Raw genomic sequence first — 13740 nt, forward strand, 5'->3', positions numbered from 1 at the left:
CCCATTTCTTAACTAATTTTTAAACGTCTTGCAAATTCGTTCCAGACTTCCTCATAATCCTTTTCCCGATCACACCGGTCGAAGGGGGCTTCATATGCAATGGTTCTCTCTTTTGGTCCTACGGGTAAAGTGTCATCCATAATCGTTCGTTCCACTGTGCCGGGTTCCATATCTTTGATTTCATCCCATTCCGAACGGGAAAATCCAACACCAGGCAGCCCCTTGCTGGAAGTGAAAACGATTCTGCCGTTTTGGTCGTACCATGTGTCAGATTCATATTGCCGCATAACTGGAAATTGAACCCGATATATGGTTTTTAGTTCCTTCAGGGTCAGGCCCAAAGCCATGGAAGTAAGAACATCAATCTCTACTAACGCCTGTCTGCGTGCATAATCTGTGCGCAGGGCAATATTTCTTTGCCATTCAGGAGTGAGACTTTTAAAGTGATCGTTTGAAAGGCGGGGGTCGGCTTTTGCCCAGTAATCGACAATAAAAGAATCTTTCCAGCAATTGTCCCATAGGCCTTTAAAATGTTTTGTAATACATTGAAGTAAAAGAGATCTAAGATGAAGCTCTAACCGAAATTTTTCATTGCACAATATCGGTAATTGATTGATAAGCGTAATATTGGCATGCCCCATCCCCGTAGTTTTAACCCTAAAATCAACAGGTAAAGAAAGAGAAAAACAATATAAATCCAACATCGTTTTTAAATTTTTAAAACACAACGCTATTATGGTATTAATATGGGCAACATCTTTAGGAATTATGGCAGAAATGAGCGTTCTTTCCCCTGACTGGCTTAACATTTCTCTGTTAATATACCTATAAAACGTTGACACTGGTTTTTTATCTTCCCACAAGACGCGGGGTGTTTTCTTAATGTAATGATCATTATCACAATTCGGGATATAATTTGAACGAGGCAAATAATTATCAGGGAGAATCGTTAAATCAAGTACATCATAATCTGAATTTTTTGTGCATTTTTCACGCGGTGATTTATTGAATGGGTTCCCTAAAAAAAAATGAGGGCCTGATAGTATCCACTGAGAGTCTTTCTTAGGGAAAGTCGTTTCACGACGGATTGTTCCGTCACTTTGCGATGTAGTTTCATTCCAATGCTGGGTAGGATGAATGTCATTATCTAAATCTTTAAGCTTTTTTGGATTTTCCGCAAATTTTTGCAACACGCTTATCAGTTGATGGGAATGTAATGCCGGGAGTCGAGCTTGGAGAGAAGGGGTACCATCTTTATCATACATCTTAGAAAACAATCTTAATTCTACTTCCGTCGTTTGTATTATTCGGTCATGATGGCCTTTAATATTCCATTTGTTTGCATCGTCTTTAATTCCAGGGATCAGTCCTTGCCAGTTATGATCAAAACAAGAGTACACTGTTTTGGGTGCAAATAAATTTGCAATATGGAGAAAATTGGGTTTTATCGGATTGTTTTTATAAATATTGATACTGAATTTCGCATGATGGTCAACTTCAGGAAAAAGCTTCAGTTCATTTTGAAATTGAAAATGGGTTCTTAATCTTGGATAGACTTCTTCTCGAAAAATGCCACCATTTGGGTCATCATATATTCCTTCTGGATGCAAAAAACCAGATATCCCATTTTTATTCTCTATCATCCAGGCTTGGGGAAGGAAACATTTATAAAGATTGGCTTTCATACCTAACAATTGGGGGTAATTCTGATAACCGTTCAGGAAATTCTGGGTGCCGTCGGCTGCTTCAAATTCGTTTAAATACGAACTTTTTAAATCAAACTGATCAATGGTTTCAGCTCTCAGATCATTGAGTTTTGAGGCAGAGTATTTCCTTAAAACAAACTGGGGCTCTGCATCGCCCAGCACACCGGCTTCCTTCCATTCCACTTTTATCCAGGGCGGATTACCCAACACAAGATCAAACCCGCCTTTTTCTTCAAAGATATCTGCAAACTCAAGTTCCCAGTGCAGGAACCTGTATTTAACACCAAGACTTTTTATCAGCCCCAGCCGTTCATTTTCCCGGCAGAGCCTGTCCACATCCACAAACCCGAATTCATCCATAAAGTTTAAATTCTGCTGTTTAGGCTGGGTTTCAGGGAAAAGTGACATTTCCTCTTCAACCCTGAACCCGGAATCATATACATTGCCTTCCAGGATTAAAGACAGTTCCAGCAGCATTTCATACCGGGTTGGCAGCAGATCTGCCTTTTCAATGGGCCAGAACCATAGTGCGCACCAGTAATTCATTACCAGGCGCAGTCTTCGATAGAAACTTGAATTCCGGATATTTTCCGACATCAATTCCTGGTTGTAGACTTTGTCCTTCCATTTATTGTCAGTAAATTTTTTGTCTTGTGGCTTTTGGCCAAACACATGGATGGAATCTGTTGTTCTTTTGCGCATTATTTTCAGCTCATCAGCATGGCGTTTCCAGAGTTTATCAATGGATTCTGACAATCTTTCTAATTGACCAATCTCACCTCTTGTAAAAGGCTTTATAAACTCTTTTTTCCACTCCTTGATGGTTTCTATTTCATCGAATGCCAATTTTTTGATGACCTTGTCTTTATAGCTGGCCATGCCCCTGTCCGGGAGAAGAAAATGGTATATATGGCTTTCAGGTCTTTTTTTGCCGGGATGAACCCTTGTCGGAACTTCATCTAACCACAGCGGGGCGGTTCTCCGACTTTTTTTAAGCAGCAATGAAGCAAATACCTGTTTTCGTGCGCCGATAAGGGAATTTCCGCAGACCAGCTGCATTCCAAACCAGGGAACATAGGCACCCTCATGGATGGTGTTCAGCCACAAAGAAACTTCGGCAAGCTCCACAGCTGTTGGATTGAGGTCAATCCCGAATACATTATTGTCTGCAAGGAACATTTTGACCTTCTGTTTTTCCAGAATATAGTCTTCATGGGGAATCATCTGGTTCAGCTCTTTTTGTTTCATCTGAAGATATTCTTCTGCAAGCTGATTAATAGCCTCATTAAGGAAGGCTGCACTTCCCATGGCAGGCTCACAGATAGTGAGCTTTAAAATATCATCTGCTTTTTTATGTTTTAAAAGCTCTTTAAGGGCATATTTGACCAGGCATTGAGTAAGCACTTCCGGGGTATAGTAGGAGGCTGATTTTTCACGATCCCGGCCAGCAAGACGGTAAATAAAGGTGCCTTTTGGATATCTTGCCAGGGTGCCGTCCTTGTTGAATACTTTTTCATCCTCTGTATATTTTTTTAAATCATCTTCCCGGACAAAATATGCGGTTTCAAGCTCATTATGGGAATCTTTTGCTTTTTTGACCTCGTAAAGCGTATGTTCCGCAAAAAATCCCCGATAGGACAAAAGCGCCTCATAGACCGCGCCCAGCTGGTTGATCCCAAGCTGTGCATAAGAAATTCTTCCTCTTCTCTCTTTTCTGGATTTGGGCCGGGAAAGGGACATTTTTTTGATGATTTCCTGGAGGACAGAATTTTTAAACTTGACGCTGTTCAGGATCTTTGTTCTGTCAGGATCAAACAAATGGGACTGTAGAGGCGACATATTAAAAATATTGAAAGGAGATTGGATACCAAGGGTAAGCTCAAGGTCGTTGTTCGGGGTCCCATTGTAAATCAGATTAAAAAGTATCTGTAGCGATTCATGGATAAAATATCCGTTAAGGGATTCTTGTGTGGTCAGCTGAACCATTTCAATATCCCGGAGTGTTTCAAGGCTGTAGCCTTTTCGGTAGGCTGGCGATTTTAGTTGGGCATATCCAAGCTCTGGCCTTGCTTCAATATAGAAAATAAATAAAAGCCGGTACATGTATCTTAGACATTCGTTCGTGAGATCCTCGGCAAGGTTTCTGTCATACACCCTTGTCTTTTTTTCTTTTAAATAGGATATGGCTTCATTGCCCAGAAGTTCAATAGCCTTCCGCAGGGCATACTTAAGATCTTCGGAAACAGAAAAAGCATGTTTGTGGGAATTTTCATCCAAATTGTCCAAGAGGCTTAATCCTTGTTTGGGGCAAATGCTTTTCCGGTGTAATAATGCACAAAAAACCTGGAGTGTGGACAGCTCCTTTCGGCTGAAAATCTCGTACAGGTCAAAGCGCATGATCCGCTTCTGGTTCCATTTTGTGCGGTCAATGAGCAGGATCTGGGACATGCTGATCAGGATAACCCAGCGGGGCGGTTCCGACATTGAAAAAATCTGGCGGCTGATGAGTGTCGAAAGAGACTCATCCGTTACATTCGCCTTAAAATCAGAATCTTTTGAAAACTGACAGGGTAACAGTTTATATTCAAGGGGATTCATATCATCATTTGAGATATCAAGGCCTTCAATTATCCATAGCTCGGGTGCACCACTCTGCTTGTTGACGGCACGGATGACAGGCATGACTGCACCATCTTCCAGTTCTTTTATTTCAGGGTTGAATTCAAACCCAAATATGGGAAGGAGTTTTTGAATAAATTGGTGTTGAACCAAAAGGTTTTCTTCGGGGGTGCGGGCCTTTTTTTTTAAAGTGTAAAGATTGAAATACTCTTTTGAAAGCCCTTTAAGTTTTGCATATGGGGGTTTGATATCTTTATCTTTTTCAGCATCTTTCCATCCCTTTAATACATTTTTCAAATCACTTTCAAGAATGGCGGAAAGGTAGTGATGACTGTAAAATTCATTCTCATTGATGATGCCGGTAAAATCTATTGACATGAGTGACTTCCTTTAAGTACCGCAACAACCTGGATATAGGGATTGTCCTCTGTGGTCATGGTCTGTTCAATCCATTCCATGTACTCATCAAAAATGGCTTTTATCTCTCTGCGTTTGATTTCTTTTGTGGAGTGTATTCTTTTTTCCGACATTCTGCTGGTTTCAAATTTAAACTCAAGCTGAACATGCTGTTTTTCCTTTAATCTTTCAAGGGCATCCAGGTGGTCCTGGAGTTTTTCATTGATCTGGTCTTCAAAAATGTTTCTTTGTTCACTCATCCATTTTTTTGCCTGTTCAATGGCATTTGGCAGTATTTTTTGTAATGGCGCGATATCAAGAGTTTTCCGGGCATTGGATATATTATTTTTACCGAGAGATACTCTTTTAACAAGGCTTTCAAAGGCTTCTATCTTTTTAAAGTTTCCCTCCAGAAAAGTTGTTCCAAACCATCTGTGAACAAGGGGATGACCTTTTTGATTCGGGATAAGGCCGGAAATAATAAAAACTGTTTCATCGGGTTTGAGGGAATTTTCAAGTTCGATTACCGGGGCTTCATGCCTTCCAAATGCAGCCAGAAGCTTATCGTTAATCCATTCCACAACAGGATTCAGGCTCCACAGATAATGAATCCGAGGCCATGCTTTCTCATCTTTCCTGCTTCTTTTGATCTCTTTTTGAATGGTATCCTTGTCCTCTGACAAGATAAAAGAGCCGTTTTCCGGCCAGACTTCTCTTGGCAGGAACCGGAACCTGTGCTTTAAATCATTGGGAGCTGTCATATCAATGCGTTGTTCATCCGGATAAAAGGCTGCCTGGAAATTCTGTCGGCCCAGATGGGTAATGGATGCCTTCATATATGAATAATTATCAGGGAACAAGGATGGCATTGATACGGTTTTTATTTTGGCATCCTCGCCTTTGGGCGGCTGAGCGTCTCCAAAAAGAATTGCCAGCGGGTCCAACGCTTTCTTGGCAATAGACGCTTCAAAGCTCTTGGGATTCTGGCCTGTTTCCATGGCCTTTGCAGTGATGCTCTCTTCTTCATCAATATCATAAACACCATAGAACTCAGCCGGATCTCCAATATTTTTAACTGCTTCATTATCTTTTTGAATTAAAAGCTCAAGGATACGCATATCTCCCCGGATTTTTTCATTTTCACTTTTAGTAACAAGGTAAACAATTTGAGGGGTTCTTTCCTGGCCATATCTGTCAATACGGCCATTGCGCTGCTGGAAAACCATCAAAGACCAGGGGATATCAAAGTGAACCATTCGATGACACAGGTAATGCAGGTTGATGCCTTCCGAAGCCACATCCGATGCAATCAATAGTCTGACAGGAGACTCTTCTTTGCCAAAGTCTTCAACAATATGTTGCTGATCCATGTCTGACAGGGCGCCATGGAGAATATGTATCTGCTTATCTTTAAGGTTTAAGTCTCTTAAAAGGTTAACCTGTAGAAATTTAAGAGTTTCAATTCGCTCGGTGAATATAACAAGGCGGTCTGTCTTATCTTTACCTGCCCAGCCAAATCCTTTATGCTTGTCTTTAATCGTGTCTAATAGTTTTTGATATTTAGAAAAAGCCGCTGGTGAAATTTTGCTGACGGTTTCGTGCAATTCCTGCAGGGATTCAATATCCCTGTTGTATCCTGCATCTTTTTTACCAAGCCGTTCTATTCTATTGTAAATGGTATCAAGGCATGCGGCCGGGCTTGAAAAAAGAGATTTTTCAAGGGTTGTTTTAAAAAGCTGTCTTCCGGTTCTTTTCTGATCTATGGAAGTAAATTTTAATTTTGTGAATATATTAAAAGCTATCTCTTCTTCTAAACCTGCCTCACAATTGGCAACGCTGATTTGTCTTTCCTTGAATGCCGATTCTACCTGGGCTTGAATATCTTTTTTAAAACGTCTGATATAAAGGCCCTTGATATCTTCCGGTCCATAATCCTCGGGATTGGCAATTGCCGTCGGGTCCAGCATGTTCATCAGGCTGGCAAAGCTTTTTGCCTTCCCGTCGTGGGGTGTTGCAGAGAGCATAATCAATGTATCTGATCTTCTGGATAAAAGTTTAGCCAGTTTTGCCCTTAAAGATGAATTATTGCCCCTTTCGGCTACATTATGGGCTTCATCAATAACGATCACATCCCAATAGGCATTTTCGATATAGGTTCTGTACTCAATATCCTGCTTTAATGTATCAATGGAAATAATGGATTTGTCATAATAATAAAAAGGATTGTGGTTGGTTGGAATCTGGGATCTGATACGTTGAATGCCGGAAGAATCAAGCCGGGTCAATGGGATGGTAAACCTTGCCCACATTTCTTTTTGAAATTGTGTCAGCATGCTTTTTACGGCAAGGACAAGGATGCGTTTTCCTTTGCCGCGCCTGATAAGTTCACTGAGCAGTATGCCTGCTTCCAGAGTTTTTCCAAGCCCAACTGCATCTGCAATCAATATTCTTTGTCGGGGTTGTTTTAATGCCTGAATCGCCGGGTCAAGCTGGTAAGGGACAGAATCCATGGCTCCCTTATGACCGACATACAAATTTTCATCTGTGGGTGGTGTCTTCCTCAAAAGGCTCTCGATATATAACAATGAGGCCTGATATGAGCTGGAGTTATCCTGAACTAATCTGGTTTCTGCCGGATCAAGGATTTCAATCTTTTTTTCTATTTCATCCAGAAAAATTGCTTCTTTGTCCTTAACCAGCTCTGATATGCCAATCACATCAAGCGCCTGACCGCCTGTTGATGTCTTATCAACTCTTCGTACGATCCACTCAGCATCCCGGATGACGATTCTTGCACCAGGAGCTATGATCGAATATGATAGGCTCATCTTATCCTTTTTCAGGTCTCCACTTAAATATCATTATTTGCAGACACAAATTTAGCTTAACGATTCATTTTTTTGTAGTTATTTTTTTTAGTATGCGAACACTGACATGTCAAGCAATTGCACTTATAACAGGTGTTTTTATATACTGCTGCCAGCTACGACCTCCCTTATTTAAAATAGGAAGATTATCTTGTTGATATCTGTTTTCAAGGTTCAGTAAGTATCCACTATCATTTGTCGGAAATGCCAATATTGGCATTTCCGACAAATAGCGATAAGTAATGAAACCTGGAATTCAATTCTTCAAAAACGTTTTTTAAGGATGGTTGGTTGCAGCCAGTTTTGATCATCTTTTTCAGGATATTCAATATTATAATGCAGTCCCCGGCTCTCCTTTCTCATCAAAGCGGATTCAATAATCAGTTCCGCCACTGTGGCAAGATTTCGAAGTTCTATTAAATCAAATGTTATCTTAAAATTCCAATAATACTCATTGATTTCTTTCTGGATATTCTGGATTCTTCTTAATGCCCTTTGCAGGCGCTTGTCTGATCTGACAATACCGACATAATTCCACATCAACCGTCTGATCTCATCCCAGTTATGGGAGACAACAATGGCCTCATCACTGTCTGTTGTATCGGCTTCATCCCACAGTTCAAGGGTAGTGCTTACCTTATTTTCAATGGTCTTAAACTCTTCGATTGATGCTTGATATGCCCTGTGGGAATAGACCAATGCTTCCAGCAGGGAATTTGAGGCAAGCCTGTTGGCACCATGAAATCCTGTGCATGCGGTTTCACCGACTGCATAAAGGCGTTGAACATCTGTTTTCCCATTCAGGTCAGTGGCCACTCCGCCGCACATGTAATGGGCCGCCGGAACAACCGGAATAGGATCTTTTGTCATGTCAATCCCATGCTCAAGGCATTTAGAATAAATGTTGGGGAATCTTTTTTTAATAAAGCCAGGATCTTTATGGGAAATATCCAAAAAAACAGCGTCTGCACCGGTTTTCTTCAATTCAGTGTCAATGGCCCTTGCAACAACGTCCCTGCAGGCAAGTTCCTTGTCAGGAGAATATTTTTCCATAAACCGTTTGCCTTTAAAATCGATTAAAACAGCACCCTCTCCCCTTACTGCTTCTGAAATAAGAAAATTTTTTGCTTCGGGATGATACAGACATGTGGGATGAAATTGAACAAATTCCAGATTTGCAACCGATGCACCTGCCCGGTATGCCATGGCAATGCCGTCACCGGTTGCTATATCCGGGTTGGATGTATAAAGATACACCTTGCTGGCCCCGCCTGTGGCAAGGAGGGTAACTCCTGCGTAAAAAGTTTCAATTTCCCCGGATTTATTATCCAGAACATATGCCCCGCAGCAAATATTTTCACGCTGGGTGACAAGAAGTCCGCTTCGAATACTGCTGGAAAATGTTACTAAATTCACAGCGATATGATCTTCTAAAATAGTTATATTCTCATTGTGTTCGACATTTTTTACCAGGGTATCTTCAATCTCTTTACCCGTCAGATCATGGGCATATACAATTCTTTTGGCAGAATGCCCCCCTTCCTGGCCCAGTGAAAAATCATACTCACCACTGCCGTGTTTATTAAAATTTGCCCCTTGTTTTACAAGTTCTTTAATTCTTTTAGGTCCGTCTTTTACCACCATTGTTGCGACATCTTTATTGCAAAGCCCATCACCTGCATCAAGTGTGTCTTTAATATGAAGGCCAAATGAATCGATTTTGCTGAATACTGAAGCCACACCACCTTGGGCCAGCGCCGTATTTGTCTTCTGGATCTTTTTTTTGGTAATGATAGTGACTTTGCCAAATTGAGCCACTTTCAGGGCATAACTTAAGCCAGCAATGCCACTTCCGATCACAAGGAAATCAGTTTTTTTAATCATAACAAGCTGCTTCTTTTCTTTTTACGCGTACTTAAACCTAAAAACAAACCAACGATAAAAACACCGGCACCACTGAGAAACCAGAGTTTTTCATCATCATTCAAATTATTTTCCAATGTCTCAATATGGCTTTTCTGGACCTCAAACTGCTGCGCCATTTTTTTATATTTTTCATCCAGTTTTAAAAACTCTGTGGATTCCAGTTTCAGTTTATTATATTTTTCTTCTATCTGGATCAATGTCGCATTTTTAACCGCAAGTATCTTATTCTCCTCTTCTAACGCTTTTAATCTGGACATCAAATTCTGATTATTTTTCTTCAATTTTTCAACCACAAGGGCATCCGGCACTTCCTTGGTTAAAAACCTTGTTAAAACCCATCCGGTTTTCTCAAGATCTTTCTTTACCCGGGACCAGTTCTTTTTATATTCCACAATTTCAAGTTTGGTACCGGACTCCAACATGGCAATGATTTTATGTTCCAGTCCCGGACCCGTCCGCATGGTAATGTTTGTAATCCCGGTCACATATATATCTTCGGCAAATAAAGGATAAGTAAAAAACACCATCCAAAAAGATATGATCAAAAGATATTGATATATTTTTTTCATCCTATTCTTATCTCCTCTTAAATTTGAGATTTTTTTGATGATCAGTTTTTTTATCTAATCCCTTATCATTGCATCCTGCCTTTATCAATATGAAAAATTAAAGGATTTGTTTTCTGCACATCTATCTTCCTTTTTATGACAATTTAAAAAGGAGCATTATATCTGAACTGTTCATCAACCGATTATATATTAATGCCAAATAAAAAAAAACCTTTTCAAACCTGTATAGAGTTATGTATAAACAAATGAACATTGTTAAATTGATTAACTCACGATTTAGGATAAGCATGATTTATCCTTGGCAGGGCACCCCTAAATAAAAGGAGAAACAAAAATGACTGACCAAGCATGGAAAACTCCATATTGGCCTGAAGGAGTAGCACACGATGTAACCAATTATCACTACCCTCTGCCCCAAGTCCTTGATAAAACGGCTGAAAAGTATCCTGATAATGTCTATACCATTTTTAACGATGCATTCAGGACCTATGCCCAGGTCAAGGATACTGCGGACAGAATTGCAACCTTTCTTGCAGGCAAAGGGATTAAAAAAGGAGACAAGGTTGCTATCTTTCTTCCCAACATACCCCACTTTCCTGAAGTTCTTTTTGGCATCCTTAAATCCGGTGCTGTGGCAGTGAACTGTAATCCAGCGTACACGCCTTCAGAACTGAATTACCAGCTCAAGGATTCTGAATCAAAAATGGTCTTTTGCATGGACCACCCCCTGCTTTATCCAAACACGGTTAAGGCGATAAAAGACACCCAGATTGAAACCGTTATTGTCTGCAATATCAAATCCTATCTTCCAAAAATCAAAGCCTTTATTGGTGGACTTTTAGGCAAAATCCCCAAAGCTGATAAAATTGAACCCGGACATTTGATGTTTGACGATATTGTTGCCTCTTCCAGCCCGAATCCGCCTTCCCTTGATATCAATCCTGATGAGGATACTGCTGTCATGCTCTATACCGGTGGTACAACAGGTGTTCCCAAAGGAGCAGAACTGACCCATTCCAATTTCACCTACAACCTGGAAGCCTGTGAAGAATATTTCAGACTGGTCCATGAAGAGGGGAGTGAGGCTGAAAAATTGAGGCATGGCGGATATCATACATTTCTTGGCGTTTTACCCTGGTATCACAGTTTTGGTATCACAAGCGCTCTGCTTTTAGGAGCAAAGATAGGCAGCAAGCTGATCTGCATCCCGGATCCCAGGGCGGGGAATCCTCCTTTTACCGTTGTTCTGGAGGCGGTACAAAAACACAAGCCTACTTTTATCACTGCTGTACCAACCATATTTGTTGCTTTTACAAACCATGCTAACCTGGACAAATTTGACATTTCCTCAATTATGGGATGCCTTTCAGGCGGTGCTCCCCTGCCACCGGAAGTGTGCAGACAATTTGAAGAAAAAACCGGTTCTATTATTTTCGAGGCATATGGACTTACGGAAACCGCACCTGCTACCAGCATTAATCCTTCATTTAAAGAAACTAGAAAAATAGGCACAATCGGTTTTCCACTCCCCGGAACAGATGTAAAAATTGTTGATATGAATGATGCCACAAAAGAACTTGCCCGGGGGGAAGACGGGGAACTTGCCATTTGCGGTCCCCAGGTCATGAAAGGATACTGGAAAAGACCGGATGCCAATGAAGAAGTTTTCAGACAGATTGACGGCAAGCGGTATTTTCTCACAGGGGATATTGGGAACATAGACGAAGATGGATATATCACCATCACAGACCGTAAAAAGGACATGATCATTGTCGGTGGATTTAATGTTTATCCAAGAGAGGTGGAAGACATTCTTTATACCAATCCCAAGGTTGAGCTGGTGGCTGTAGTAGGCGTGCCTGACGAAAAAAGCGGAGAAAAAGTAAAGGCCTTTATTAAGCTCAAAGAAGGGGAAACTACAACTGAAGAAGAAATAAACGCTTTTTGCAAAGAAAATATGGCAGGTTATAAACGGCCCAAATTCATTGAATTCAGGAATGAAATTCCTCTATCAAATATCGGAAAAGTCCTGAGGCGTGTTCTCAGGGATGAAGAGACTGAGGATTCTGAATAATAATATTTATCGCCTCGCTTGCAATGGTGAGGCCAAAAACACCGGGGATCCAGGATACCGTTCCGATTGGAGGTCTTGATCGACCATGATCCGGCAGTGCATCCACGGCATCTTCAAATTTGTAGGGCTGTTTGTTTAATGGTTTTTCAATGGAATAAACAGCCCTTACCCCTTTATAAAGACCCCGCCTGTGCAATCGTTGCCTGACAACCCTTGCCAGAGGACAAACACTGGTTTCACTGATATCTCCTGTCCTGATCATGGATATATCAGTTCTACCTCCGGCACCCATGCTGGAAACCACATCAAGATCCAATTGCCTTGCGCCAACAATCAGGTTTATCTTTGAATTAAGACCATCTATGGCATCCACCACCACATCAATATCTTCGAATAAAAGATCCTCAAGGCTTTTAGCATTAATAAATGAACTGTGGAGTTCCACATTACATCCTGGGTTAATGTCTTTTACACGTTCATAGGCAAGATCGGCTTTTTCCCTTCCAATGGTAGAATTTAATGCAAACAGCTGGCGATTGATATTTGAAGCATCCACCTTATCAAAATCTATAAGATGTAAATTTCCAACACCTGTGCGGGCAAGGGCTTCTGTTGCATATGACCCCACAGCACCAAGACCAAAAACAGCCACTGTTGCATTTTTTATTTTTCCCATATTCTTTGCTCCGAGAAGCTGCTTAGTCCTTGCAAACTGATCCATTACCTGTCCTTTTTCCCCTCCAAAATAGAATGAAATACCGTTAAACTGTTATTATAGGCATGTTTTGAAAATTCTTCAAATGCCATGCTGATCCTGCTTGATGCAATCTGTGCAATGGCTGGCAAGTTTTCGGGTTCATTTAAATGGGAAGCTTTTGGTTCCGGCAAATAAGGATAGATATCAGGTGTATCTGTTTCCAGAACAAACCGATCTTTAGAAACCCTTTTTAATGCCTTCACCACTTTTTTAGCTTTAGGATTTGTCACTGACCCGGAAAAGGAAATGTACAGGCCATTACTTTCAAACATCGGAATCATGTCTGCTGAACCGGAATAAGAATGTATTAACCCGGGAACTTTTAATTTCCCCATTTTTTTCAGGATATGGATAAACGTATCCCAGGCATTCCTGATATGGATGTTAATGGGGCGTTCCAATTGTATTGCCAGCATCAGATGATGCTCAAACACCTTGATCTGCAAATCCCGGTCACAGGTTTTATCTGTGAAATCGAGCCCTGTCTCACCAATACCGGATGGATAGGTTAAAAGATAATATTCCAGCAGCTCTTTCCATTTATCAGATATGCTGTCCACAAACCAGGGATGTATCCCGAAACAGGGCAGGATAGAGGGGAAATCTTTTGATAGCTGCGCAGTTAATTCAAAATTATCTTCCATGGTGGCACAGGACACCATGTATTGAACATTTGCTATTTTTGCACGATCCTCTATCCAGGGAATATCTGAAATTATCCTTGAATCATGCAGATGACAATGTGAATCAATAAAGTTCATTTTTTTACTGGCATTTCATTAAAACAATAAGTTAAATAATACCCGACCGAAAACCGCCAATTTCC

General features: G+C 40.8%; 7 protein-coding genes. 1 reads left to right on the plus strand and 6 read right to left on the minus strand.

Going from position 1 to position 13740, the window contains the following annotated elements:
• Nucleotides 1–8: 8 nt before the first annotated feature.
• From QAI40_RS01095 to QAI40_RS01110, 4 genes are all read right to left on the minus strand, one after another.
• On the minus strand, nucleotides 9–4703 hold the full coding sequence (locus QAI40_RS01095; RefSeq protein ID WP_299976287.1) for an Eco57I restriction-modification methylase domain-containing protein: 4695 nt from the start codon (nucleotides 4701–4703) through the stop codon (nucleotides 9–11).
• Entirely contained in the window at nucleotides 4694–7549 is a 2856-nt protein-coding gene (locus QAI40_RS01100) for a helicase-related protein (protein WP_299976290.1), read from the minus strand. Before QAI40_RS01100 ends, QAI40_RS01095 begins: the two co-directional genes overlap by 10 nt.
• 303 nt (nucleotides 7550–7852) lie before the next feature.
• On the minus strand, nucleotides 7853–9472 hold the full coding sequence (gene nadB, locus QAI40_RS01105; RefSeq protein ID WP_299976293.1) for an L-aspartate oxidase: 1620 nt from the start codon (nucleotides 9470–9472) through the stop codon (nucleotides 7853–7855).
• The gene (locus QAI40_RS01110; protein ID WP_299976296.1) at nucleotides 9469–10083 is read right to left on the minus strand and encodes a TIGR04211 family SH3 domain-containing protein; all 615 of its coding nucleotides are present in this window, start codon (nucleotides 10081–10083) and stop codon (nucleotides 9469–9471) included. Before QAI40_RS01110 ends, nadB begins: the two co-directional genes overlap by 4 nt.
• A 334-nt stretch (nucleotides 10084–10417) precedes the next feature.
• Between QAI40_RS01110 and QAI40_RS01115 the strand changes: the two genes are divergently transcribed.
• A complete protein-coding gene (locus QAI40_RS01115; RefSeq protein WP_299976299.1) occupies nucleotides 10418–12157 on the plus strand; it encodes a long-chain-fatty-acid--CoA ligase in 1740 nt (579 codons plus the stop codon).
• Here the strand turns inward: QAI40_RS01115 and QAI40_RS01120 are convergent.
• Nucleotides 12126–12878, minus strand: coding sequence for a tRNA threonylcarbamoyladenosine dehydratase (locus tag QAI40_RS01120; protein WP_299976301.1), 753 nt, complete (start codon nucleotides 12876–12878; stop codon nucleotides 12126–12128). The two genes, QAI40_RS01115 and QAI40_RS01120, sit on opposite strands and share 32 nt — an antisense overlap.
• Entirely contained in the window at nucleotides 12878–13675 is a 798-nt protein-coding gene (locus QAI40_RS01125) for a TatD family hydrolase (protein ID WP_299976304.1), read from the minus strand. Before QAI40_RS01125 ends, QAI40_RS01120 begins: the two co-directional genes overlap by 1 nt.
• Nucleotides 13676–13740: the final 65 nt, after the last annotated feature.

The sequence above is a fragment of the Desulfobacula sp. genome, from assembly GCF_030611305.1.
Taxonomy (GTDB): domain Bacteria; phylum Desulfobacterota; class Desulfobacteria; order Desulfobacterales; family Desulfobacteraceae; genus Desulfobacula.